This is a genomic window from Symbiopectobacterium sp., from assembly GCF_051710365.1.
Lineage (GTDB): Bacteria > Pseudomonadota > Gammaproteobacteria > Enterobacterales > Enterobacteriaceae > Symbiopectobacterium.
In genome coordinates, this window is record NZ_JBPETA010000038.1 from 1 (window position 1) to 23,866 (window position 23,866).

A 23,866-nucleotide genomic window follows, 5' to 3' on the forward strand; every position below is an offset into this window, starting at 1 on the left:
GGGCCTTGTTATAGGAGGGCCAGTTAGTGATTTTAAAATTTTGTTTTGCCATGGAGACCTGATTTTGAAACAACTATGGTGATCTGATCCGATGATTACCCAAACTTTCTATTTATTCAACAAAGCCGAGTAAAGATGTACCCCATAGTAGAATTCCTAATACACCACTGATGATTTTTGTTCTGGAGGGAAAAAGCAAAACAGGGATCAACCACAGAAAGCTGTATATTACTGAATCACGTAATCCTGTGAATCCGCCATGTCCAGTCAGAAAAACTACAATCTGGAGTGAGCAGGAGAAAAACAAAAAAAATGCTAAAAGCCATCCGAGTGAACGCCAAAAATGACATCCTTTAATTGAAAAATCTGACATATCTATAGCTGTAAACTCATGGATTTATGATTAATTTAGCTGTAGTAATAAGGAGCAGTTTTATCGATTCTCTCTGTTCATCCTTGTTCGTAAAAAATAACTAATCGCTTATTTTTAAAACTCCAGGCAATGAAAGTCTTCACTCACGTTAAACGTTAGTCATCAACAATCTCAATTGTTGCTTGGATAGAGTAAACGACGTATCATTTTTTTTAGTATTTACAGGATATTTTTGATGAAAAATAAATTGTTTATGTTTTATTAAGAAAGTGAGCGATGTAAAGGTTTCTTACATACTCAGTGATGAGGTCTACCGCATCCTCAAGCGTGATCAATAGGTCGGGGTGAATGTGATTTGTCACGTCTAAGGAAGGGAGTCGGCAAGTCGAAATGGACGGTAACTTATTGATAAAAACGTCGTGTATTGTTGTGCTTTGTCGCCTATTTTTTGAGCGATAAAGTCAAGCAATATATTGATATTTATAGTTTTTATGTGCTTTAATTCTGCTTGTCTCCAATCAGCGCCAATAATTCGCCGAACGTCATGGCTTGTTCTGGTTTCTCTACCGTCATTGTCATGTCCCTCCGTCATCGACCATCTACCGGCTAGTGTGAAGACTGCAAGGATAAAATAGAAGGTCTCGATTATTAATGCCAGTGATTATTCTGCACTAAACCAATCGTCGGCACTTTCCCAGGTTTCCTGAAGGATTTCTGAAATTAACGCTTTATCATCCTTGTTGCCTCCCAATACGCTCAGGTTGTTGGCCGCGGCGTAACGAACATGAATGGCGCTATCGGGATAATGACGGTGGACGCGCTGGGTCAATTCGTGCGTCAAGGCTTCAATAGCGCCAGCGGGTAAGGGGGCTGATTTGGCTAATGTGAGTTCTACGCGCATGATACTCTCCTTTAATTGAATGGTTATTTATACAGTTAAAGGTGAGGGGGAGCAATAGGGTTGATACAAATATGTGGTGGTGAAAGGCAAAGGCCGTTAAAAGTCCGTGCGCCGCGACTATTCAGCGCACGGGCGGGGAGATTAACGGACTTGCCAGTTCAGGGTTTGACCGGCAAGGAAGGGTACCAGCGCGTCATCACCTAACGCGATGCTTTCCGGGAAGGTTGTGGGAGCCTTATGCAATTCAATCCAGCCCTCATTGGTCGGTAAACCGTAAAACGCGGGTCCATTGAGCGAGCAGAACGCTTCTAACTTATCCAGTGCGCCAATCTCTTCAAACACGGTGGCGTAGGCACAGAGCGCGGCCTGCGCGTTGAACACTCCGGCACAGCCACAACTTGCTTCTTTCTTGTGACGCGCATGAGGCGCTGAATCCGCACCGAGGAAAAAACGGTCAGAACCACTGGCGACCGCATCGCGCAGTGCCTGTTGGTGAATATTGCGTTTCAGAATCGGCAGGCAGTACAAGTGAGGTCGCACACCGCCCACCAGCATATGGTTGCGGTTAAACATCAGGTGTTGCGGCGTTACGGTAGCGCCCAGATAGCGATCGCCGTCTAACACGTACTGTGCGGCTTCGCGGGTTGTGATGTGTTCAAACACGATTTTCAGTGTAGGAAAGCGTTTGCGCAGCGGCTCCATGACTGATTCGATAAAACGGGCTTCGCGGTCGAAAATATCGATCGCCGGATCGGTCACTTCGCCGTGAATCAACAGCGGCATGCCGATGTCTACCATCTGCTCAAGGATAGGGTAGATATTGGTGACATCGGTAACACCAAAACTGGAGTTGGTGGTCGCGTTTGCCGGATAAAGCTTGGCGGCGGTAAATACCCCTTGTTGGAAACCTGCCACGACCTCTTTTGCGTCCAGCGAGTCTGTCAGATAGCACGTCATCAACGGTTGAAAATCGTCACCTGCCGGGATCGCGGCGAGAATACGCTCGCGATAGGCCAGCGCACTGGCGATGCTGGTGATCGGCGGTGTCAGGTTGGGCATTACAATCGCGCGGCCAAAATGACGACTGGTAAACGGCAACACGGTTGCGAGTACGTCATCGTCGCGCAGGTGAAGATGCCAGTCATCAGGACGGCGAATTTTTAATACGGTAGACAGTGTTGTCATGAAAAGTGCTCCAGCGGGCTAAATGCTAAATGTTACGAGCAGATACGGCGGGACACAAGCATAAGCGCAAAGTGCTGGGAATGCCCCCGTTTGTTGCTGACGAAACCTTATTGGAAGCGAGTGGCGTTCTGTGCTAACCACCGCGGTACAGGGTACACGACGGGGAAAGAGTAGCGTATGGTAAGTCCCATCGCTAATTTCTCAGTCTGGCCATTCAAGGCCCGTTGGGATACCTAACAGGAGCAACATATGGAATTGCGTATTGTCGCCAGTATTCAGGCCAAACCAGAACACGTTGATGCCGTCGCACAAGCGGTGAAAAAGGTGGTGGCACCCAGTCGTGACGAAGCGGGAAACCTGCAATACGATCTGCACGAATCACTAGAAGCGCCGGGTACGTTCGTCTTTTTTGAACGCTGGGCAAGTCGTGAGGTCTTGACGGAGCACGAAGCAACCCCGCACTTTCAGCAACTGGTGGCCGAGTTGGAAGGCAAAACGCTGGGTATGGTAATTACCCCGCTGCGTGCGCTGATTTAAGCTGCGATATTTTCAATACAAATATAAAAAAACCCCTCTGAAGAGGGGTTTTTTGTGCCTGGATGGTGTATTTACTCAAACGCGGCGGGTTTTTCTGCTGCTGCGGTCGCGTGGTTGACGGCAGAGTGACCACCCGCGCTGCCTTTACCGGCGAACTCGGTGGTCGGGCGTACCCAATCGCTGTGGCGCGGAGCTTCCGCCTCGTAGGCTGGCGCAGGCGCTTTGGTCATCGGTGCGGAGGCAGAGTGCTGTTGTTTAGCCGTGCTGCGTAACGGTTGTACCGTACGAGTCGTGGTCGAAACAGAAGGCTCGGCAACCACGGGCGCAGGTTCGACAGCGGCGACTGGTGCAACAGTCTCAATCGCGTCGGCTGCTGCCACGACCGCTTCTGTCGTTTCAACGTCAGCAACCGCTGGCGCGGTTTCTTCCGTTACCTGTGCGACCTCTGCTACTGCGGCGTGTTCCTCAACGGCTTCAACTGGCACCTGTTCAGTGCTTGCTGCGGGTGCCGTTGGTGTTTCCACCGGCTGTTCCTCGACAACTGTGCTTTGCTCTGAGGCCGTTTCCGCGATAGCGACAGGCTCAGTTACCTCTGCATCAGCAATCTCAACGGGTGCTATTGCTACCACCGTCTCAGGGATTACGGCCTGTTCAACGGTAACAGGTGCTTCGACCGCGTCTTGTGCGACATTTTCAGGTGCAACTGGCGCAGTACTAACCGTGTCGTCTACGAGTGGTGCGATGACAATGTCCGTTGCAGGTGTAGTAACAGGCTGTGCTTGCTCCTCAGGTGCAGCAATGGCTGGCAGTGCCTCAATGGGTGCTTCGACAGCTGGCGCCAGCTCAGTCGACTGTTCGTCGTTTTGTGCCAATGCAGCCACCGGATAGCGGACCCACACTTTACCGGACGCCATTTCTGGCGAAGCAGAAGCCTGTGCCAACGGCATCGGCGATTGTGTCGGATAACGCTCATCACGATAGCGACGACGACGTTGACCACTCACGCGCAGATGACGTGGTGAACGGCGCGAGCGGCGTGGCATATTGGCATCACTACGACCCGCCTCAGCCTGCTCGGCGTTGGCTTCGGTCTCCGTAGGCGCGTTTGTCACGGCATCCGTCAACAGTGGTAGCGCGTGTTCTGCTGCCGGTGCAGGGGATGTTGATGCTTCAACCTGGCTTTCAGCGTGTGCTGCGTCACCGTCAATGATACGCACTTTCTGTGTTAACTGGCGGCGCTGACGGCGCGGCATTACCGGCGTCGGTTTCTCCTGTTCACTCTCATCCTGTGCGCTTTCTTCATCACGGTTCAGGGCTTTAACATCTTGCTGGGACTGACGTTTTTCATCCTGACGACGACGTTGACGCTCTGCACGTTGTTCACGGCGTTGCTGATCGTCACGCGGCGCTTTTTCTACCGCTTCTTCAACAGGGGCGGCAGATTCTGTCACCGCTGGCGCGTTCTGACGTTTATTGCGACGGTTCTCATCCCGTGATTCGCGGTTACCGTCACGGCTTTCTTTGTTACCATCACGGCCATCACGTTGATTACGATCGCGACGGTTGCCCGATCCTTGACGACGACCGGAACGACGCTCTTGCCGCTGCTCCGTCGAGGCGGTTTCTTGCGTGTTGGTGCTTTCCGGTTGGCTTTCCGCGCTGGCAAACATGTTTTTCAACGCGCCGAACAGACGGCCAAACAGCCCAGGCGTTGCAGGCGCAGAGGCTTGCTCTGGCGCTGTTTTTGCCGCAGGCTTCGGTGTGATGACCGGCGACTCAGGCAGGTCAGGCATGGTGAACGTGGCCAAGGCCGGTTGCTCAGGAATCTTGCGCTCCAGAGATTGCTCTTCCTGAACCTGTTGTGCCTCTGCGTCAAGACGCTGCGGCAGCAGATAACTGAGCGTGGTCTTTTCTTCACCTTTACGCACACGGAGAACGTGGTAGTGCGGCGTTTGCATGCCATCGTGTGGCACGATAACGGCGCGAACGCCACCCTGACGTTTCTCAATGGCATTCACGGCTTCGCGTTTTTCGTTCAGCAGATAAGACGCGATAGGCACCGGTACGATAGCGTGAACCTCCCGGGTGTTCTCTTTCAGTGCTTCTTCTTCAATCAAGCGCAGGATAGAGAGCGACAGGGATTCGTTATCACGGATAGTGCCCGTCCCGCTACAACGCGGACAGACGTGATGGCTGGATTCACCGAGCGACGGGCTCAACCGTTGACGGGACATTTCCAGCAGGCCGAAGCGAGAGATGCGACCAATCTGAATACGGGCGCGATCCTGACGAACGGCATCACGCAGGCGGTTTTCCACTTCGCGCTGGTGGCGAACCGGGGTCATGTCGATAAAGTCGATAACAATCAAGCCACCGAGGTCACGCAGACGCAACTGGCGGGCGATTTCATCAGCCGCTTCGAGGTTGGTGTTGAAGGCGGTTTCTTCGATATCACCGCCGCGTGTTGCGCGGGCCGAGTTGATATCGATCGCCGTCAACGCTTCCGTGGTATCGATGACAATTGAGCCGCCAGAAGGCAAGCGCACTTCACGCTGGAAGGCGGATTCAATCTGCGATTCGATCTGATAGTGGCTGAACAACGGAATTTCACCGCTATACAATTTGATTTTGCTGCTGAAATCCGGACGACCCAAGGCAGAAATATGCTCTTTGGCAAGGTCGAGGATTTTCGGGTTATCGATAAGAATTTCACCGATATCCGGGCGCAGATAGTCGCGGAATGCACGAACGATAACATTGCTTTCCTGATGAATCAGGAAAGGGGCAGGGCGACCTTCCGCCGCTTTTTTGATGGCGTCCCAGTGTTTCAGGCGAAACGCCAGATCCCACTGGAGCGCATCGGCAGATTTGCCGACACCTGCGGTACGCACGATAAGTCCCATGCCATCAGGCAGTTCGAGCGAGCTCAGTGCTTCTTTCAGTTCGGTGCGATCGTCGCCTTCAATGCGACGAGAAATGCCACCCGCGCGCGGGTTGTTCGGCATCAACACCAGATAGCTGCCCGCAAGGCTGATAAAGGTGGTCAGCGCTGCGCCCTTGTTGCCACGCTCTTCTTTGTCAACCTGAACAATTATTTCCTGTCCTTCGCGCAACACGTCTTTGATGTTGGGACGACCGTGGGAGGCATAGTTACTGGGGAAGTATTCGCGAGCAATCTCTTTTAACGGAAGGAAACCGTGCCTTTCTGCGCCGTAATCAACAAAAGCAGCTTCAAGACTGGGTTCGATGCGGGTGATTTTTCCTTTATAGATATTGGCTTTTTTCTGCTCATGGCCTGGGCTTTCAATATCCAGATCGTAGAGCCGTTGACCATCAACCAAAGCAACACGCAACTCTTCTTGCTGAGTCGCGTTAATTAACATTCTTTTCATCTTAACTTACTCGTTATTTTTACTTGCATCATTGATAGAGCTACGGACAAAGATGCTGAATGACCGGGTTCACCGATGGCCTCGTGGCTTATCGCAGGGACGTCAACCTCCCGGTTGTCGCTTGCATAGAGGCGCATATTTCGGTAGCCTGTATTTCCTGATGGAAAACAGCACATTTATTGAGGGAACAGCTTCTGAAGAAGGGTCACCAGATCTGATTCCATTTACCGGTCAAGCTGCCATCCGCAGCCCGCTAACTGCTTGATTACGCATTACGTCTTACGCCATTGCTGCGTTTATGCGTTATCAGGCAAATTTACCTATTTTGCCCTTTCCACTGTTTCAGGAAGATAGGCGGGTAAAACCACAGCATTATTCCATTGCTGGTACTGTTATAGCAAGGTGACTTTACGGGTGTGCAACAAGATTGTTGTCCTGATTTTTATCAAATGTGCGAGCAGTATGACTGAAGTCCGCGCGTTCGATGGCAATCAGTTGGCCCAATATCTCGGTAACAGCCCATTAAGTACCTGACAGACAGTTAAGCACATAAAAAGGAGTGGCGCTATCTGCACGGGCTATTTAGAATTGCGCATCATGAAAACAGAGAATCCATCAGTACAATTTATCGCAGTTTCTGCCGATGAAGCAGGGCAGCGTATCGACAACTTTTTGCTGGCGCGGCTTAAAGGCGTGCCGAAAAGTATGATTTATCGCATCTTGCGTAAAGGCGAGGTGTGCGTGAACAAAAAACGTACCAAGCCGGAATATAAGCTACTGGATGGCGATGTGGTGCGTGTTCCTCCCGTGCGCGTAGCGGAACGCGATGAACCAGCGGTGTCAGCCAGTCTCGATAAGGTGGCCGCGTTAGCCGATTGCATTCTGTATGAAGATGACAGCCTGATCGTGCTCAATAAACCCTCGGGCACGGCGGTACACGGCGGCAGCGGGCTGAGCTTCGGCGTTATCGAAGGGCTGCGCGCGCTACGGCCTGAAGCGCGCTTTCTGGAATTGGTGCACCGGCTCGATCGTGATACGTCTGGCGTATTGCTGGTAGCAAAAAAACGTTCGGCGCTGCGTGCGCTGCATGAGCAACTGCGGCTCAAGGGAATGCAGAAAAATTATCTGGCGCTAGTACGCGGTCAGTGGCAATCCCATTGCAAAGTGGTGCAGGCACCGCTGTTAAAGAATATTTTGCAAAGCGGCGAGCGCGTGGTGCGTGTCAGTAGCGAAGGGAAACCCTCAGAAACTCGTTTCAAGGTGGAAGAGCGCTTTGAGCATGCGACGCTGGTGCGCGCCAGTCCGGTGACGGGGCGCACCCATCAGATCCGCGTACATACGCTGCACGCAGGCCATCCTATCGCGTTTGACGATCGCTATGGCGACAGAGAATTTGACCGGCAACTGGCTGCCACCGGGCTGTCGCGTTTGTTCTTGCATGCGCAGTCGTTGAGCTTTGAGCATCCCGCCACCGGTGAGATGATGCGTGTCGAAGCGCCGCTCGATGAGGCATTACGCCACTGCTTACAGGTGTTGCGGCAGCAGAAATAGCATCAGTGATGTTTGGTAACCTAGCTAAAACAGTAACTCTCGCCACCAACCGTCATTCCCGCGAAGGCGGGAATCTCGTGCAGAAGAAACGCGTTTATTCTCACAGGGATCCCCGGCTTTCGCTGAGGATGACGAGAGTGGGGCGAGGATAACGAGAGGGACTGTGACGCGGTGCGTGCTGGTTACCCTAATCCGGTCAGTGTTAACGGGTTGACGCCCTCATGGCGCAGCATCTCGCACAACGCAATGAGCGGCAGGCCAACCAAGGTATTCGGGTCGCGTCCGGAAAGTTTATCAAACAGGGCAATCCCCAACCCTTCACTTTTGAAACTGCCTGCACAGTGCCACGGTTGCTCTCGCGCCAGATAGGCCGCAATGTCTTCCTCACTCAGCGCACGAAAATGCACGTCAAAGGGCTCGACCTGCGATTGCAACGCTCCACTGGCGCTGTTGAGCAGCGCCAAACCGGTATAAAAGGTGATGCGGTTACCGCTGGCCTGACGCAACTGCTGCGCTGCATTTTCCGCAATCAGCGGTTTTCCTGTAATGACACCGTTAAGCACGCAGACCTGGTCGCCACCGATAATCAGGTGCGCAGGATAGCGAGTAGCCAGCGCTTGCGCCTTTTCCCGTGCTAATCGCTCAACCAGCGCGACGGCGCTTTCTTGCGGACGTGGCGTTTCATCGATATCGGGATTGGCACACTGAAAAGGCAGTCCCAGCTTGGCGAGCAGGCTTTTACGGTAAGGAGAGGTAGAGGCAAGCACAATATGAGACATAATTTTTACGATAAACCGTAGCGTAATCAAAAAAGGCATTTTACACTGTGCGTCGCTGAGAAAGCGAATCTGGGCGATCGCGAATCTTGATAAAATAGTAAGACAACGCCGCCTTTTCCTTTGACTCTATGTCGTTACGACGTTAATATGCGCGCCCTATGCAAAAGGTAAAACCCCTGACCCTGGATGCGGTTCGCACGGCTCAAAAACGTTTAGACTATGTTGGTGTCTACACGGTTGAACAAGTTGCACGCGTTGCCGAGTCTGTGGTCAGTGTGGATAGTGATGTTCAGGTCTCTTTATCGTTTAATATCGATAATCAGCGCCTGGCGGTGATTAACGGCAGTGCACAAGTGGCCGTTACGCTGATGTGCCAGCGCTGCCAAAAGCCGTTCGAACATCAGATTCACACCACATTTTGTTTCAGTCCTGTCGTCAATGACGAGCAGGCAGAGGCTCTGCCGGAAGCGTATGAGCCAATCGATGTCGATGAGTTTGGCGAGGTCGATTTGCTGGCGATGGTTGAAGATGAGATTATTCTCGTATTGCCCATCGCTCCGGTACATGATTCTGAACACTGTGAAGTGTCCGAAGCGGACATGGTGTTCGGTAAACTGCCTGAAGAGGCGGAGAAACCGAACCCGTTTGCCGTATTAGCCAGTTTAAAGCGTAAGTAATTAAGGAGTAAGGTCCATGGCCGTACAACAGAACAAACCTAGCCGTTCCAAACGTGGTATGCGTCGTGCTCACGATGCGCTGACCACCTCTTCTGTTTCCGTAGACAAAGTTTCTGGCGAAACTCATCTGCGTCACCACATCACTGCGGATGGCTACTACCGCGGTCGCAAGGTTATTGCCAAATAATTCTCGCGAATTATTATCAAGGCAATACCTTGACACGCCTCACACTGGCGTTAGATGCAATGGGCGGGGACGTCGGTCCCTGCGTAACGGTGCCTGCGGCATTGCAGGCACTGGCTTCTAATCCGGGTCTTCACTTGTTATTGGTCGGCGATCCCGCTGCGCTTCATCCATTACTCGCCAAAGTCGATTCTGCTTTACTGTCCCGGTTGGAAATTGTGCCGGCTGAATCGGTTATTGCGAGTGATGCGCGTCCGTCGCAGGCGATCCGTGCCAGTCGTGGTACGTCGATGCGCATTGCGCTGGAACTGATTAAAACGGGTAGGGCACAGGCGTGCGTGAGTGCAGGAAATACCGGTGCCTTGATGGGACTGGCGAAACTGTTGCTCAAGCCGTTGGAAGGTATCGATCGTCCTGCTTTGGTGACGGTGTTGCCGCATCAGCAGCAGGGCAAAACGGTGGTGCTGGATTTGGGTGCCAACGTCGAGTGTGACAGCGCGCAATTGGTACAGTTTGCCGTGATGGGTTCAGTGATGGCCGAAGAAGTGCTGTCGCTGCACAATCCGCGCGTTGCCCTGCTGAACATCGGCGAAGAAGAGACCAAAGGCCTGGCCGCGATTCGCGATGCGGCCGCGCAGTTAAAGAATACGCCCTCGATTAACTATATTGGTTATCTTGAAGGCAATGAGTTACTGACGGGCAAAACCGACGTGATGGTCTGTGACGGCTTTGTGGGTAATGTCACATTGAAGACGATGGAAGGCGTGGTAAGGATGTTCCTGTCACTGCTCAAATCGTCGTCGACGGATGTCGGACGTAAAGCGAAGCAAGCGTGGTGGCTCACGTTGATCGGCCGTTTTATCCAAAAGCGATTGGCGAAACGGTTCGGTCATCTCAATCCTGATCAATATAATGGCGCATGTCTGTTAGGGTTGCGGGGCACCGTGATAAAAAGCCATGGCGCGGCAAACCAACGGGCGTTTGCCGTCGCTATCGAACAGGCAATGCAGGCGGTACAGCGGCAACTTCCCGACAGGATTGCGGCGCGCCTGAAAACTGTATTACCCAAGAGTGACTGAGCGTACATGTATACTAAAATAATCGGAACGGGCAGCTTTTTGCCTGAACAAATCAGGACGAACGCTGATTTAGAACAATTGGTCGACACTTCCGATGAGTGGATTGTGACGCGCACCGGTATCCGTGAGCGCCGCATTGCCGGGCCGGATGAAAACGTGGCGACCATGGGACATCAGGCCGCGCTGAACGCGCTGGAGATGGCGGGTATCGATAAGGACAAGATTGGCTTGCTGATTGTTGCAACCACGTCCTCTACGCACGCGTTTCCGAGTGCCGCCTGCCAGATTCAGCAGATGCTGGAGATCCGCGATACTATCGCTTTTGACGTCGCCGCGGCTTGCGCAGGGTTTACCTATGCGCTCAGCATTGCCGATCAATACATTAAAAACGGCGCGGTAGATTATGCGCTGGTGATTGGTTCAGATACGCTGGCGCGTACTCTGGATCCTGCCGATCGCGGTACCATTATTCTGTTCGGTGACGGTGCGGGCGCAGTCGTGTTGGGCCAGTCGGAACAACCCGGCATCCTGTCAACCCACCTGCATGCAGATGGTCGCTATGGTCAACTGTTGACGCTGCCTCATCAGGATCGTGCGCATCAGGATCAACCTGCCTACCTGACCATGGCTGGCAACGAAGTGTTCAAAGTAGCCGTGACGGAACTGGCGCATATCGTTGAAGAAACGCTGCATGCCGCACAACTCGATAAGAGCGAGTTGGACTGGTTGGTGCCGCATCAGGCTAACCTACGCATCATCAGCGCCACGGCGAAGAAATTGGGTATGGGCATGGACAAGGTCGTGGTGACACTCGATCGCCACGGTAATACGTCGGCCGCTTCCGTACCCAGCGCGCTGGATGAAGCAGTGCGCGATGGACGGATAAAACCCGGTCAGCTGATCCTGCTGGAAGCCTTTGGCGGCGGGTTCACCTGGGGTTCTGCGCTGGTTCGTTTTTGATCAAACGGGACGTTTAATATGACGCAATTTGCAATGGTATTTCCGGGGCAAGGTTCCCAGACAGTCGGCATGCTGGCTGAACTGGCAGCACAGTACCCGGCAGTACAAGAAACCTTTGCCCAGGCTTCTGAGGTATTGGGTTACGACTTGTGGCAGCTCACTGCACAAGGCCCAGCGGAAGAACTGAATAAAACCTGGCAAACCCAACCGGCACTGCTGACGGCGTCGGTGGCGATTTGGCGGGTGTGGCAGCAGCAGGGCGGCAAACAGCCCGCGCTGATGGCCGGCCACAGTCTGGGTGAATATTCGGCACTGGTATGCGCCGGTGCTCTGGACTTTCAGGAAGCGGTGCGTCTGGTTGAGCTGCGCGGCAAACTGATGCAGGAAGCAGTGCCGGAAGGAACGGGCGCGATGTACGCTATCATTGGTCTGGATAACGATGCCATTGCGGCTGCCTGTGAAGCGTCTGCCGAGGGGCAAGTGGTTTCTCCGGTGAATTTCAACTCGCCGGGACAGGTGGTGATTGCGGGTAACAAAGAAGCCGTTGAGCGTGCCGGTGTAGCTTGCAAAGCCGCCGGGGCCAAGCGTGCGTTGCCGCTGCCGGTGAGTGTGCCTTCCCACTGCGCGTTGATGAAGCCTGCGGCAGAAAAACTGGCAGAGGCGTTAAAAACAATTACAGTTACTACGCCAGCCATTCCTGTGGTTAACAACGTTGATGCGCGTAGCGAAACCGATCCTGATGCCATCCGTGCGGCACTGGTGAAACAGCTTTACAGCCCGGTGCGTTGGACCGAGTGTGTCACCTACGTTGCGGCTCAAGGCGTTGAGAGCTTGCTGGAAGTGGGACCGGGCAAAGTGTTGACCGGGCTGACAAAACGTATTGTTGACACCCTGAGTGCGGCGGCGGTTAACGATCCGGCTTCACTGTCTGCGGCCCTGGAACAATAAAACGGAGAGTACCATGAGCTTTGAAGGAAAAATTGCCCTGGTAACGGGTGCAAGCCGCGGTATTGGCCGTGCGATAGCAGAAACGCTGGTGGCTCGCGGTGCCACCGTGGTGGGAACCGCTACCAGCGAAAATGGCGCGCAAGCCATCAGCGAGTGGTTGGGTGCCAATGGCAAAGGGTATATGCTCAACGTCGCCGATCAGGCGTCCGTTGAAGCGGTATTGACAGCGATTCGTGCGGATTTCGGTGAAATCGACATTTTGGTCAACAACGCCGGCATTACGCGTGATAACCTGTTGATGCGAATGAAAGACGATGAGTGGCAAGATATCATTGACACCAATCTGACATCGGTATTTCGTCTGTCAAAAGCGGTGTTACGTGCCATGATGAAAAAACGCTTTGGCCGTATCGTCACCATCGGCTCCGTAGTCGGAACCATGGGGAACGGCGGACAGGCGAACTATGCGGCAGCGAAAGCGGGCCTGATCGGTTTTAGCAAGTCGCTGGCGCGTGAAGTGGCCTCACGTGGCATTACTGTCAATGTGGTTGCGCCAGGTTTTATCGAAACCGATATGACGCAGGCATTGACAGAAGAACAACGTGCAGGCATTTTGAGCCAGGTTCCTGCGAACCGACTTGGGGACGCGAAAGAGATCGCCAGTGCTGTTGCTTTTTTGGCCTCCGATGAGGCTGGTTATATTACGGGTGAGACGTTGCATGTCAACGGCGGCATGTATATGATCTAAATAGCTCGGAATTTATTTGCGTTATTTGCGGTGAAAACCGCAAAATAGCACAAAATCGTGGTTAGACCAGCCGGGATTTTGTTGCATCTTTTTCAACATTTTATACACTACGAAAACCATCGCGAAAGCGAGTTTTGATAGGAAATTTAAGAGTATGAGCACTATCGAAGAACGCGTTAAGAAAATCATCGTTGAACAGCTTGGTGTTAAACCGGAAGAAGTGGTTAACAACGCTTCCTTCGTTGATGACCTCGGCGCTGATTCTCTTGACACCGTTGAACTGGTAATGGCGCTGGAAGAAGAATTTGATACTGAAATTCCAGACGAAGAAGCAGAAAAAATCACAACTGTTCAGGCAGCCATTGATTTTATTCAGGCTAACCAGCAGTAAGCGAACATATCTAGGCGGTCACTCGACCGCCTAAGTTTTCTTTGTCCCGCAGTGTCATATCTTCCCTCCCTGGAGGACAAGCGTGTCTAAGCGTCGTGTAGTTGTGACCGGACTGGGCATGTTAACTCCTGTCGGCAATACAGTTGAGTCCACCTGGAGTGCTCTTCTTGCCGGTCAGAGTGGCATCAGCCTGATCGACCATTTCGATACTACTGCCTATGCAACCCGTTTTGCTGGCTTAGTAAAGGATTTCAATAGCGAGGATTTCATCTCGCGCAAAGAAGCGCGCAAGATGGATGCCTTTATCCAATACGGTATTGCTGCTGGCATTAACGCCATGCGCGATTCCGGTATTGAAGTGACGGAAGAAAACGCGACGCGCTTCGGTGCGGCGATCGGTTCCGGCATTGGTGGCTTGGGGCTCATTGAAGAGAACCACAGTTCACTGGTGAACGGCGGTCCGCGTAAAATCAGTCCGTTCTTTGTCCCTTCCACCATTGTTAACATGGTTGCAGGGCATCTGAGCATCATGTTCGGACTGCGTGGTCCGAGTATTTCCATTGCCACTGCCTGTACTTCTGGCGTGCATAATATCGGCCATGCGGCGCGCATCATTGCTTACAACGATGCAGATATTATGCTGGCTGGCGGCGCGGAAAAAGCCAGTACGCCTCTGGGCGTTGGTGGATTTGGCGCAGCCCGTGCACTTTCCACGCGTAACGACAATCCTCAGGCGGCAAGCCGTCCGTGGGATAAAGATCGTGACGGTTTCGTGCTGGGTGACGGTGCCGGGATCATGGTGCTGGAAGAGTATGAACATGCGAAGAAACGCGGCGCGAAAATTTACGCCGAAATCGTTGGCTTCGGCATGAGCAGCGATGCCTATCACATGACGTCACCGCTGGAAAATGGCGCTGGCGCTGCGTTGGCGATGCAAAATGCCCTGCACGATGCAGGTATCACTCCGGCCCAGATTGGGTATATCAACGCGCATGGCACCTCTACGCCTGCGGGTGATTTGGCGGAAACGCACGCAGTGAAATCTGTGTTTGGTGAACAAGCGAGCCGCGTCATGGTGAGCTCAACCAAATCCATGACCAGCCACCTGTTAGGGGCTGCGGGTGCTGTGGAATCTATCTTCACGGCGCTGGCGCTGCGCGATCAGGCTGTCCCGCCGACCATCAATCTGGATAACCCGGACGAAGGTTGCGACCTGGATTTTGTACCGCATGAAGCACGTCAGGTTTCCGATATGGAATACACACTGTGTAACTCCTTCGGTTTTGGCGGCACTAACGGTTCACTGGTGTTCCGCCGCGTGTAATGGCGCTGCGATACCGCTAAAAGCCCGGGCAACCGGGTTTTTTTTGCCTGTCACTCGCCATTGTGGGCAGGGCATAATTCAGAACGCGCCACTTGTTGCCGTCATGGGTTACTGGCACTCTGAACGTCACGCTGTTGCCGCTACCCTTGGCGTTGTTGGCATCACGTCTATGAACCTGTTGGGTGAGGACAGCGTATGTTTTGGATAAATGGCCAGGCGCAAGAGCAGATAGCCGTTACCGATCGTGGCCTCCAGTATGGTGACGGGTGCTTCACCACCGCACGCGTGCTGGAAGGCAAGATCGTGTGGTTGCCATTGCATATGGCGCGGTTACGTCAGGACACTGCGCGTTTGCATATTCCGTTTGCGGCATGGGATAGACTGCAAGCCGAAATGGAACGGGCGGCGCAGGGCGTGGAGCAAGGCGTAGTGAAAACCATCGTAACCCGTGGCAGTGGCGGACGAGGTTACAGCACGCTGTCGTGTAGCGAACCGACACGTATAGTCATGCAGACGGGTTATCCTGCTCAATACACCGAATGGCGCAAGCAGGGTATCACCCTTGGCATCAGTCCGGTCACGTTGGGGCGTAATCCGCGATTGGCGGGCATTAAACACCTGAACCGACTGGAGCAGATCCTGATACGCCAGGAGATGGAAGCGCAAGGTGTCGATGACGTGGTGGTGCTTGACACTGAGGGCTGCCTGGTGGAATGCTGTGCGGCTAATTTGTTTTGGCGCAAGGGCTATCAGGTATTTACGCCGGATTTGTCACTCGCGGGTGTGAACGGTGTGGCACGTCATCAGGTGATGACCCGCTTGGCCCAGTATCCTGATTATCAGCTACAGGTAGTGCGTGAACCTGTGACGACGCTCGCCGATGCTGATGAAGTGTTTGTTTGTAATGCATTGATGCCGGTGCTTCCGGTCAATCAAATTGATACCTGGTGTTATCGCTCCAGAGCGTTGTACCAACTACTGAGCCCTAACGGTTAGTCGATGGTTGAATGATGAAAAGAAAGAAGACGCTATTTTTCCTGCTGGTGGCAATGGTACTCGCTTCGGCACTCGGTGCTGCATGGCATAACCTACAACAGTTTGGCCGCTCACAGCTATTGATTGAACAGGAAACTATTTTCACCCTTCCGGCAGGAACCGGCAGAGAAGCGCTGGAAACCTCGCTGACAGAACAGCAGGTGATCCCATTAACGGTGCTGTTTCAGTGGTTGCTGCGCGCGGAGCCTGAATTGGCCAAGTTCAAAGCAGGGACCTATCGTTTTATGCCGGGCATGACGGTACGGGAGATGCTGGCGCTGCTGGCGAGCGGCAAAGAGGCGCAGTTCTCAATTCGTTTTGTCGAAGGATCGCGACTGCATGACTGGCTGGAAACGTTGAAAACCGCACCCTACCTGACGCACAGCGTGCAGGATAAAACGCCGCAAGAGGTTGCTGCACTGCTGGACATTAAAGAGGCGGAGAACCCGGAAGGCTGGCTCTACCCTGACACTTACCTCTACACCGCAGGCACGCGCGACAGCGATCTGCTGCTGCGTGCGCATCATCGTATGCGTAATGTGGTGGACGGAGTGTGGAAAAACCGCGAGGCGAGTTTGCCCTATGCGTCGCCGGAGGAACTGCTGACCATGGCCTCCATCGTAGAAAAAGAGACGGCAGTCAAAGAGGAGCGCCCTCAGGTCGCGTCGGTGTTTGTAAATCGTCTACGCGCTGGCATGCGTCTGCAAACCGATCCTACCGTGATTTATGGTATGGGTGAGGATTATCGTGGTGTGATAACGCGTAGCGCGCTGGACACCGCCACGCCGTATAATACCTATGTGATTGCCGGGTTGCCGCCGACGCCAATCGCCATGCCGAGCCGAGCCGCACTTGAAGCCGCCGCGCATCCGGCAAAAACAGATTACCTTTATTTTGTGGCGGACGGGAAGGGTGGGCACCGTTTCACGACCAACCTTGCCGATCATAACCGTGCAGTGCGCGCTTACCGCTCAACGCTGAAGGACCGGGATGAACAGTAAATTTATCGTGATTGAAGGATTGGAAGGCGCAGGTAAAACCAGTGCGCAGAACACCGTATTAGCAACCTTGCGGACGCACGGCGTGCAGGATGTGGTTTTTACCCGAGAACCGGGTGGTACGCCATTGGCCGAGCGACTACGTGACCTGATAAAACAGGGTGCCGACGACGAGAGAATCACGGATAAAGCGGAGTTATTGATGCTCTATGCTGCGCGTGTACAGCTGGTGGAAAATGTCATCAAACCCGCCTTGGCGCGGGGAAACTGGGTGATTGGCGATCGCCACGATCTCTCCTCGCAGGCTTATCAGGGCGGCGGGCGCGGTATGGATCAACAGCTCATGCAGTCACTGCGTGATACCGTGCTGGGCACATTTCGTCCCGATCTTACTTTGTACCTTGATATTCCGCCGGAGCAGGGGTTGGCGCGTGCACGCCAGCGCGGTGCACTCGACCGCATTGAGCAGGAATCATTGGATTTCTTCGCCCGTACCCGTGCACGTTATCAGGCGCTGGCTGCCACCGATGCTACCATCGTTACCATTGATGCCTCACAACCGTTGGACAAGGTGAGTGCGGATATTGAAGCCGCGCTGGTGCAGTGGCTTGGTCAGCAACAGGCACAAGATGCTGCACCGTTGTCGGTACAGGAGCGCTAAGCATGGAATGGTATCCCTGGCTGAATGGGCCCTATCGGCAACTGATTGAGGGATATGAGGAGGGGCGAGCACACCACGCGGTATTGCTGCACGCGTTGCCGGGTATGGGACGCGAATCGCTGGTGTATGCGTTATCAAGACGCGTTCTGTGCCAGAAGCCAGAGGGTATGAAAAGCTGCGGCGAATGCCATTCCTGTAAATTGATGATGGCGGGTACACACCCGGACTGGTATGCCCTCAGCCCGGAAAAGGGCAAACAGACGTTAGGGGTTGATGCGATACGCAGCGTATTGGAAAACCTCTATCAGCGTTCACGGCAGGGCGGTGCCAAGCTGATATGGATTGAAAACAGCGAGCAGTTGACGGAAGCGGCGGCCAACGCGTTGTTAAAAACCTTGGAAGAACCGCCAGAAGCGACCTATTTTTTGCTGGGCTGTCATGAACCAACGCGTTTGCTGGCGACGTTGCGCAGCCGCTGCCTGCACCTTTATCTGCCTACGCCTGACGAAGCACAAAGCGTTGTCTGGCTCAATAAACGACACCCTGCGTCTGAGCAGGCGCTGCAAACCGCGCTGCGTTTGCAGGCCGGTGCGCCGCTGGCGGCTGAGCACCTGCTGCAAGATGATACCGCACGCCAGCGCACGGCATTATGTCAGGCGCTGGCAAACGCGGTGCCAGCGCGTACGTTTTATTCGCTGTTGCCGCAACTGAACCACGATGACGCACCGGAGCGTCTTCACTGGCTTTCCTCGCTGTTGCTGGATGCGTTAAAAATACAGCGTGGAGCCGCGAGCGCGCGCGTCAACCTCGATCAGGATGCGCTGATAGCGCTGTTAGCTAACCAGTTACCCGTTGCGGAAATAGACGCCGTGCTTGCTCGTTGGCTGCGTTGCCGTCATCAGCTCCTGACGGTGACAGGCGTAAATCGTGAACTCTTGCTGGCCGATGTGTTGCTGGAATGGGAACAACGGTTCCAAACGGCAAACCTGAATTCCCTCCCTTCTTTCTCTGTTTGATAAGCGTTGAGTAAATAGCATGTTATTAGTGGATTCGCACTGCCACCTTGATGGTCTGGATTATCAATCTCTGCATAAAGATGTGTCTGATGTGTTGACCAAAGCGCGGGCGCGTGACGTTGGCTTTGTGCTGGCGGTGGCAACCACGCTGCCCGGTTATCGCACCATGCGTGAACTGATCGGCGATCGCCCGGGAGTGGCTTATTCGTGCGGTGTGCATCCTCTCAATCAGGACGCGCCGTATGATTATGCTGAGCTACGCCAACTGGCTGCTGATCCACTCGTGGTGGAGATGGGTGAAACCGGCCTCGATTACCACTATCAGCCGGAAACACAGGTGCAACAGCGTGATTCCTTTCGCGAACACATTCGCGTCGGCTGTGAGTTAAACAAGCCGGTTATCGTGCATACCCGCTCGGCACGTCAGGATACCCTTGATATTCTGAAAGAAGAGGAAGTAGAGCGCTGTGGTGGCGTGCTGCACTGCTTCACTGAGGATATTGCTACGGCGCGCACGCTGCTGGATATGGGTTTCTATATCTCGTTTTCAGGCATTGTGATGTTTCGTAACGCAAACGAACTTCGTGACGTTGCCCGGTTTGTTCCACTGGATCGCCTGCTGGTTGAAACCGATTCCCCTTGGTTGGCCCCGGTGCCGTTTCGTGGTAAAGAGAACCAGCCTGCCTACGTGCGCGATGTTGCCGAGTATCTCTCCGTGCTAAAAGGTGTTGATATTGCACAATTAGCGGCGGCTACCACAGAGAATTTCTCCCGCCTGTTCCACATCGATTCACAGCGGTTGACCGCCGCAGTCTAGTGTTTAAAATGGCCGAGTTTTTTTGTGATGCGTAATTAATTGACGCTCACCTGTGCGCTGGTTGGTGGTTTCGCCACCAGCGACAGAGGTTCTGCCCGTCTGTTGCGTACAGAAATAGCGATTTTGTGCGCTACTCGACCTGTTGGCGCAATGAAACGTGATAGCAGTCAAACATTGAATGACTCATTTATTTTACTCTGCGTAAAAATTAAAAGAGGGATAAATCCCTCAAATAACAAAGGGTATCCTCCCCGCCTTTTGTTGCTATAACGCCGTAAAAGCACTATTACTCAGGAGCACACTCAATTATGTTCAAGAATGCATTTGCCAACCTGCAAAAAGTAGGTAAGTCGCTGATGCTGCATGTTTCCGTACTGCCCATTGCAGGTATCCTGCTGGGCGTCGGATCGGCCAACTTCAGCTGGCTGCCGGCCATCGTCTCAAGCGTGATGGCGCAAGCGGGTGACTCCGTATTCGCCAATATGCCACTGATTTTTGCCATCGGCGTTGCCCTCGGTTTTACCAATAACAATGGGGTATCCGCGCTGGCGGCCGTTGTTGCCTACGGCATTATGGTGAAGACGATGGCAGCGGTGGCTCCACTCGTGCTGCAACTGCCGCCTGAGGTGATCATCAAAGAACACCTGGCGGATACCGGGGTGCTCGGTGGGATCATCGCTGGTGCGATTGCGGCCTACATGTTTAACCGTTTCTACCGTATCCAGTTGCCGGAATACCTGGGCTTTTTTGCCGGTAAACGCTTTGTGCCGATCATCTCTGGTCTGACAGCGATTATCACCGGTGTGGTGCTCCCCTTTATCTGGCCACCGGTAGGGACCGCAATCCAAACGTTCTCACACTGGGCTGCTTATCAGAACCCGGTGTTGGCATTCGGTCTGTACGGTATTGTTGAACGTTCGCTGGTGCCGTTTGGCTTGCACCATATCTGGAACGTGCCGTTCCAGATGCAGATAGGTGAATTCACCAACGCGGCGGGCCAGGTGTTCCACGGTGACATTCCGCGTTACATGGCCGGTGACCCGACTGCGGGTAAACTGGCGGGCGGCTTCCTGTTCAAAATGTACGGCCTGCCTGCGGCGGCGATTGCCATCTGGCACTCAGCCAAGCCGGAAAATCGCGCTAAAGTGCGTGGCATCATGCTCTCTGCGGCGTTGACCTCGTTCCTGACCGGGATCACTGAACAGATTGAGTTCTCCTTCCTGTTCGTGGCACCGATCCTGTACGTGATCCATGCCATTCTGGCGGGACTGGCGTTCCCTATCTGTATCCTGCTGGGCATGCGCAATGGCACCAGCTTCTCCCACGGTTTGATCGACTTCGTAGTCCTGAGCGGTAACGGCAGCAATCTGTGGCTGTTCCCGATCGTTGGTCTGTGCTACGCGCTGGCTTACTACACCATCTTCCGTGTGCTGATTGCCAAACTGAACCTGAAAACGCCGGGCCGCGAAGAGAGCACCTCTGAACAGTCTGCGCAGAACAACAGTGAAATGGCGGCGGCGCTGGTGACGGCCTTTGGTGGCAAAGAAAACATCACTAATCTGGACGCCTGTATTACGCGTCTGCGCGTGAGCGTCGGTGATGTCGCAAAAGTGGATCAGGCAGGCCTGAAAAAACTGGGTGCAGCTGGCGTTGTTGTTGCGGGCTCCGGTGTACAGGCAATTTTTGGTACTAAATCTGACAACCTGAAAACGGATATGGATGATTACATCCGTAATCACTGATTCGTTGTCTGGGGAGTGATAAAGGGCGCGTAAGCTCCCTTTTTTATTGGGCGCTGACCTGCGGTGAAAAAGCCGCAATTCAAACATCTGAACAAGAAAAAACAGAAAGAAGGTTGAAAGCAACCGAAAGTGTCACTCATACTGCCGTAACCATTCGGCGTTACACGTTTACAAGGAACTCAAACATGGCTGAAGAAACCATTTTCAGTAAAATTATCCGTAGGGAAATTCCTTCCGACATCGTCTATCAGGATGAACTGGTGACGGCCTTTCGTGACATCGCACCTCGCACGCCAACGCACGTTTTGATCGTGCCTAACGTATTGATTCCGATTGTAAACGATGTCTTGCCTGAGCATGAGCAGGCACTGGGAAGATTGTTCACCGTCGCCAGCAAGATTGCGCGCGACGAGGGCATTGATGAAGACGGTTATCGTCTGATCGTTAATTGCAATCGCCATGGCGGCCAAGAGGTCTATCATATTCATATGCACCTGCTGGGTGGACGTCCTCTGGGGCCGTTGTTGTCGGACTAATTTCATGAACTTCCAGATTGTGCGCGGCCTGTTATCTGCTGTGTTCGTGTTGGGGGCCGTCGCGTGTTCCAGCACACCACCCGTGTTGACCATCAATGAGCGGCAAACGTTAGTGCTTGATGCCTCTCTGCTGTCCGCTGGGATTACGGCATCAAAACCCGATCTGACCACGCGCAGTGAGGGCGGAAGCGCCTGTGCGGTGCTGCGCAATACGTCATCCCAGGCGGTTGCGGTGCAGTACCGCTTCTACTGGTATGACGGAAAAGGGTTGGATGTGCTGCCTTATGACGAAGTGCGCAGCGTTCTGGTGCAGGCGCAGAGCGAAGTGCGTATTGCTGGCGCGCACGAGGGGCAGAATGTTCAGCAAGTCCGCCTCCATCTGTTTCTGTAAAAGTGTTTAGAGAGGAATGCATGAAAAAGTATCTTGTGCTGCTGTTCGGGGCGATGGTGTTGACCGGTTGTATGACCCGTCCGCCAGAGCAACAGCCACCGGCGCAGATCGAACCGGTGCAACCGTCACAGCCGGACGTGGTTACGCCGCCGCCGGGGCATCCGGTGCCTACGCCTCCGAAAATTCAAACCCTGAACTGGGAAGGCAGTGTCGGGCCTTTAGTGGCACAAATGCGACAGGCCAGCGGCGTAGCTCCCGGGAGTATCCTGCTGGTTGACAGCGTGAAGAACAACACCAACGGCTCGCTGCCGGTCGCGAAGGCGACAGCGGCAATTTATGATGCGCTGGCGAACGGCAACGCGTTCACGCTGGTGCCACGTGAACAGGTGGCCGTGGCGAAACAGACGCTGGGGTTATCGGCAGAGGACAGTCTGGGCTCGCGAACCAAGGCAATTGGCCTGGCACGCTACGTGAGCGCGCAGTATGTGCTCTACAGCGATGTAAGCGGTGATGTGAAAACCCCGCAGTTGGATATGCAACTGATGCTGGTGCAAACCGGTGAAATCGTGTGGTCGGGAAATGGTGCCGTCCAACAGTAAATTGGCGCTTGAACGTCTGCTTGCGCAACACTTTCCGGCGGTTGATACCGCCGGTTTTCATTTCGAAGCCGTGAACGGTTCGGGACGCGGCTGTTGGCGCGTACGCATGGGCGATCGTCAACTGCTAGCGCGGCCGCAAACCACCGAGGCGGCGCAGTTGGGCGTATTCAGGCAGCGTGAATACCGGGTGTTACGCCAACTCTCTGCACGACAGTTGGCTCCTAAGCCTGTTGTGTACCGCGACGGTTGGCTCATCGTGGAATGGGCCGCAGGGGTTACGGCGTCTGCGCAGGATTTTTCCGGCGTATTGGAAAACGGCTCGCTGGCACAGCTGCTCAGCCAGCTTCACCGCCAGCCGTGTTGTGGCTTTCGTTTGAATTTACCGATGCAGTTTATCCATCATTGGCAAAACATGGATCCGCGTCGACGCTCGCCAGCGTTACTGCGCTGGCACCACCATTTTCAGCGTATTGCGCAACCTGACTTGCTCGCGTGGGCACCTTTGCATCTAGACGTACATAGCGAGAATGTGTTGATCACGCCGCAGGGGGCGCTGCTGCTTATCGATTGGGAATACGCCGCCGATGGAGATATTGGACTGGAACTGGCGCTGCTGGTGCGCGGCAACGGGCTTGACGTTGAGTCGCAGCGGCACTTGCTGCGAACCTACCAACAGCAGCGGTCCGGTTTGTGCGCGCAGGCGTTGAACGCATCGGTTCAACAGTGGTTGCCCTGGGCCGATTATCTTATTCTGATGTGGTGTGAGGTGTGCTGGCATCAAACGGGGCAAACGGCGTTTTTAGCGGCAGGTTCGGCATCGCGTCGTGCGCTCGGGCTAAACACGTAATCCGGGCGAATAATCTACGCACTGTGCGCCAGATAACCTGTCATCGGTCAATGCAGGCACAATCCATCGGGGGCTTTGTTGAATAAATCAGAACTTGTAACGACTGTGCCCCATCGGGTCGATTGTTACGTGATGCGAATACTGTTCGGCATTCCTAATAGCGTGATCCGGTTAAGCGCTTTGACCATCGCCATG

24 protein-coding genes and 1 pseudogene are annotated in these 23,866 nt (G+C 53.8%); 20 read left to right on the top strand and 5 right to left on the bottom strand.

Annotation, left to right across the window (positions count from 1 at the left end; all coding sequences use genetic code 11):
* Positions 1–1,034: 1,034 nt before the first annotated feature.
* Both dinI and pyrC read right to left on the bottom strand, forming a co-directional pair.
* Complete coding sequence (dinI, locus tag ACTBDZ_RS05710) at positions 1,035–1,274, bottom strand: DNA damage-inducible protein I (protein ID WP_438814587.1); 240 nt, start codon at positions 1,272–1,274, stop codon at positions 1,035–1,037.
* A gap of 141 nt (positions 1,275–1,415) precedes the next feature.
* Positions 1,416–2,459: a dihydroorotase gene (gene pyrC / locus ACTBDZ_RS05715; RefSeq protein ID WP_438814588.1), complete on the bottom strand. Its 1,044-nt coding sequence runs from the start codon at positions 2,457–2,459 to the stop codon at positions 1,416–1,418.
* Positions 2,460–2,708: 249 nt separating this feature from the next.
* Between pyrC and ACTBDZ_RS05720 the strand changes: the two genes are divergently transcribed.
* Entirely contained in the window at positions 2,709–2,996 is a 288-nt protein-coding gene (locus ACTBDZ_RS05720) for a putative quinol monooxygenase (protein ID WP_438814589.1), read from the top strand.
* Positions 2,997–3,067: 71 nt separating this feature from the next.
* On the opposite strand, the gene rne is transcribed toward ACTBDZ_RS05720, so the two are convergent.
* The gene (gene rne / locus ACTBDZ_RS05725; RefSeq protein ID WP_438814590.1) at positions 3,068–6,388 is read right to left on the bottom strand and encodes a ribonuclease E; all 3,321 of its coding nucleotides are present in this window, start codon (positions 6,386–6,388) and stop codon (positions 3,068–3,070) included.
* Positions 6,389–6,985: 597 nt separating this feature from the next.
* Between rne and rluC the strand changes: the two genes are divergently transcribed.
* A complete protein-coding gene (rluC, locus tag ACTBDZ_RS05730; RefSeq protein WP_438814591.1) occupies positions 6,986–7,939 on the top strand; it encodes a 23S rRNA pseudouridine(955/2504/2580) synthase RluC in 954 nt (317 codons plus the stop codon).
* A 182-nt stretch (positions 7,940–8,121) separates the two neighbouring features.
* Here rluC and ACTBDZ_RS05735 read toward each other — a convergent pair whose 3' ends face one another.
* A complete protein-coding gene (locus tag ACTBDZ_RS05735) occupies positions 8,122–8,718 on the bottom strand; it encodes a Maf family protein (protein WP_438814592.1) in 597 nt (198 codons plus the stop codon).
* A 158-nt stretch (positions 8,719–8,876) separates the two neighbouring features.
* On the opposite strand from ACTBDZ_RS05735, the gene yceD reads away from it, so the two are divergent.
* The 18 genes from yceD to ACTBDZ_RS05825 all read left to right on the top strand — a co-directional run bounded on the left by yceD (position 8,877) and on the right by ACTBDZ_RS05825 (position 23,671).
* The gene (gene yceD / locus ACTBDZ_RS05740; RefSeq protein WP_438814593.1) at positions 8,877–9,395 is read left to right on the top strand and encodes a 23S rRNA accumulation protein YceD; all 519 of its coding nucleotides are present in this window, start codon (positions 8,877–8,879) and stop codon (positions 9,393–9,395) included.
* 16 nt (positions 9,396–9,411) lie between these two features.
* On the top strand, positions 9,412–9,582 hold the full coding sequence (gene rpmF / locus ACTBDZ_RS05745; protein ID WP_009112338.1) for a 50S ribosomal protein L32: 171 nt from the start codon (positions 9,412–9,414) through the stop codon (positions 9,580–9,582).
* Positions 9,583–9,611: 29 nt separating this feature from the next.
* The gene (plsX, locus tag ACTBDZ_RS05750) at positions 9,612–10,658 is read left to right on the top strand and encodes a phosphate acyltransferase PlsX (protein ID WP_438814594.1); all 1,047 of its coding nucleotides are present in this window, start codon (positions 9,612–9,614) and stop codon (positions 10,656–10,658) included.
* Positions 10,659–10,664: 6 nt separating this feature from the next.
* The gene (locus ACTBDZ_RS05755; RefSeq protein WP_438814595.1) at positions 10,665–11,618 is read left to right on the top strand and encodes a beta-ketoacyl-ACP synthase III; all 954 of its coding nucleotides are present in this window, start codon (positions 10,665–10,667) and stop codon (positions 11,616–11,618) included.
* 18 nt (positions 11,619–11,636) lie between these two features.
* A complete protein-coding gene (gene fabD / locus ACTBDZ_RS05760) occupies positions 11,637–12,566 on the top strand; it encodes an ACP S-malonyltransferase (RefSeq protein ID WP_438814596.1) in 930 nt (309 codons plus the stop codon).
* Between the two features lie 13 nt (positions 12,567–12,579).
* Complete coding sequence (gene fabG / locus ACTBDZ_RS05765; protein WP_264643070.1) at positions 12,580–13,314, top strand: 3-oxoacyl-ACP reductase FabG; 735 nt, start codon at positions 12,580–12,582, stop codon at positions 13,312–13,314.
* A 154-nt stretch (positions 13,315–13,468) separates the two neighbouring features.
* Positions 13,469–13,705 carry an acyl carrier protein gene (acpP, locus tag ACTBDZ_RS05770; RefSeq protein ID WP_012765204.1) on the top strand — a complete coding sequence of 79 codons (237 nt, stop codon included), beginning with the start codon at positions 13,469–13,471 and terminating at the stop codon, positions 13,703–13,705.
* Between the two features lie 82 nt (positions 13,706–13,787).
* Positions 13,788–15,029 carry a beta-ketoacyl-ACP synthase II gene (gene fabF / locus ACTBDZ_RS05775; protein WP_438814597.1) on the top strand — a complete coding sequence of 414 codons (1,242 nt, stop codon included), beginning with the start codon at positions 13,788–13,790 and terminating at the stop codon, positions 15,027–15,029.
* 195 nt (positions 15,030–15,224) lie between these two features.
* Positions 15,225–16,025, top strand: a complete 801-nt coding sequence (pabC, locus tag ACTBDZ_RS05780) for an aminodeoxychorismate lyase (RefSeq protein WP_438814598.1) — start codon at positions 15,225–15,227, stop codon at positions 16,023–16,025.
* 14 nt (positions 16,026–16,039) lie between these two features.
* Entirely contained in the window at positions 16,040–17,065 is a 1,026-nt protein-coding gene (gene mltG / locus ACTBDZ_RS05785) for an endolytic transglycosylase MltG (RefSeq protein WP_438814599.1), read from the top strand.
* Positions 17,055–17,723, top strand: a complete 669-nt coding sequence (gene tmk, locus ACTBDZ_RS05790; RefSeq protein ID WP_438814600.1) for a dTMP kinase — start codon at positions 17,055–17,057, stop codon at positions 17,721–17,723. The genes mltG and tmk overlap by 11 nt, the downstream gene beginning before the upstream one ends.
* A 2-nt stretch (positions 17,724–17,725) precedes the next feature.
* Entirely contained in the window at positions 17,726–18,739 is a 1,014-nt protein-coding gene (gene holB, locus ACTBDZ_RS05795; protein ID WP_438814601.1) for a DNA polymerase III subunit delta', read from the top strand.
* A 19-nt stretch (positions 18,740–18,758) separates the two neighbouring features.
* Positions 18,759–19,556 carry a metal-dependent hydrolase gene (locus ACTBDZ_RS05800; RefSeq protein ID WP_438814602.1) on the top strand — a complete coding sequence of 266 codons (798 nt, stop codon included), beginning with the start codon at positions 18,759–18,761 and terminating at the stop codon, positions 19,554–19,556.
* 308 nt (positions 19,557–19,864) lie between these two features.
* Positions 19,865–21,298, top strand: a complete 1,434-nt coding sequence (gene ptsG / locus ACTBDZ_RS05805) for a PTS glucose transporter subunit IIBC (RefSeq protein WP_438814603.1) — start codon at positions 19,865–19,867, stop codon at positions 21,296–21,298.
* Positions 21,299–21,483: 185 nt separating this feature from the next.
* Complete coding sequence (gene hinT, locus ACTBDZ_RS05810) at positions 21,484–21,834, top strand: purine nucleoside phosphoramidase (RefSeq protein ID WP_438814604.1); 351 nt, start codon at positions 21,484–21,486, stop codon at positions 21,832–21,834.
* A gap of 4 nt (positions 21,835–21,838) precedes the next feature.
* Positions 21,839–22,225 (top strand): YcfL family protein, encoded by a 387-nt coding sequence (locus ACTBDZ_RS05815; protein ID WP_438814605.1) that lies wholly within the window; start codon positions 21,839–21,841, stop codon positions 22,223–22,225.
* Positions 22,226–22,245: 20 nt separating this feature from the next.
* Entirely contained in the window at positions 22,246–22,824 is a 579-nt protein-coding gene (gene lpoB, locus ACTBDZ_RS05820) for a penicillin-binding protein activator LpoB (protein ID WP_438814606.1), read from the top strand.
* Positions 22,784–23,671, top strand: coding sequence for a phosphotransferase (locus ACTBDZ_RS05825; protein ID WP_438814607.1), 888 nt, complete (start codon positions 22,784–22,786; stop codon positions 23,669–23,671). The genes lpoB and ACTBDZ_RS05825 overlap by 41 nt, the downstream gene beginning before the upstream one ends.
* A 125-nt stretch (positions 23,672–23,796) precedes the next feature.
* Here ACTBDZ_RS05825 and ACTBDZ_RS05830 read toward each other — a convergent pair.
* Positions 23,797–23,866, bottom strand: a pseudogene (locus ACTBDZ_RS05830) (surface-adhesin E family protein); the annotation flags it as partial.

Coding starts and splice junctions, on each gene's coding strand:
- dinI (WP_438814587.1), bottom strand. CDS start 1,274: ATGCGCGTAGAACTCACATTAGCCAAATCAGCCCCCTTACCCGCTGGC.
- pabC (WP_438814598.1), top strand. CDS start 15,225: ATGTTTTGGATAAATGGCCAGGCGCAAGAGCAGATAGCCGTTACCGAT.
- lpoB (WP_438814606.1), top strand. CDS start 22,246: ATGAAAAAGTATCTTGTGCTGCTGTTCGGGGCGATGGTGTTGACCGGT.
- tmk (WP_438814600.1), top strand. CDS start 17,055: ATGAACAGTAAATTTATCGTGATTGAAGGATTGGAAGGCGCAGGTAAA.
- ACTBDZ_RS05800 (WP_438814602.1), top strand. CDS start 18,759: ATGTTATTAGTGGATTCGCACTGCCACCTTGATGGTCTGGATTATCAA.
- fabD (WP_438814596.1), top strand. CDS start 11,637: ATGACGCAATTTGCAATGGTATTTCCGGGGCAAGGTTCCCAGACAGTC.
- rpmF (WP_009112338.1), top strand. CDS start 9,412: ATGGCCGTACAACAGAACAAACCTAGCCGTTCCAAACGTGGTATGCGT.
- hinT (WP_438814604.1), top strand. CDS start 21,484: ATGGCTGAAGAAACCATTTTCAGTAAAATTATCCGTAGGGAAATTCCT.
- ACTBDZ_RS05720 (WP_438814589.1), top strand. CDS start 2,709: ATGGAATTGCGTATTGTCGCCAGTATTCAGGCCAAACCAGAACACGTT.
- rne (WP_438814590.1), bottom strand. CDS start 6,388: ATGAAAAGAATGTTAATTAACGCGACTCAGCAAGAAGAGTTGCGTGTT.
- pyrC (WP_438814588.1), bottom strand. CDS start 2,459: ATGACAACACTGTCTACCGTATTAAAAATTCGCCGTCCTGATGACTGG.
- ACTBDZ_RS05755 (WP_438814595.1), top strand. CDS start 10,665: ATGTATACTAAAATAATCGGAACGGGCAGCTTTTTGCCTGAACAAATC.
- rluC (WP_438814591.1), top strand. CDS start 6,986: ATGAAAACAGAGAATCCATCAGTACAATTTATCGCAGTTTCTGCCGAT.
- acpP (WP_012765204.1), top strand. CDS start 13,469: ATGAGCACTATCGAAGAACGCGTTAAGAAAATCATCGTTGAACAGCTT.
- fabG (WP_264643070.1), top strand. CDS start 12,580: ATGAGCTTTGAAGGAAAAATTGCCCTGGTAACGGGTGCAAGCCGCGGT.
- mltG (WP_438814599.1), top strand. CDS start 16,040: ATGAAAAGAAAGAAGACGCTATTTTTCCTGCTGGTGGCAATGGTACTC.
- ACTBDZ_RS05815 (WP_438814605.1), top strand. CDS start 21,839: ATGAACTTCCAGATTGTGCGCGGCCTGTTATCTGCTGTGTTCGTGTTG.
- yceD (WP_438814593.1), top strand. CDS start 8,877: ATGCAAAAGGTAAAACCCCTGACCCTGGATGCGGTTCGCACGGCTCAA.
- holB (WP_438814601.1), top strand. CDS start 17,726: ATGGAATGGTATCCCTGGCTGAATGGGCCCTATCGGCAACTGATTGAG.
- ACTBDZ_RS05735 (WP_438814592.1), bottom strand. CDS start 8,718: ATGTCTCATATTGTGCTTGCCTCTACCTCTCCTTACCGTAAAAGCCTG.
- ptsG (WP_438814603.1), top strand. CDS start 19,865: ATGTTCAAGAATGCATTTGCCAACCTGCAAAAAGTAGGTAAGTCGCTG.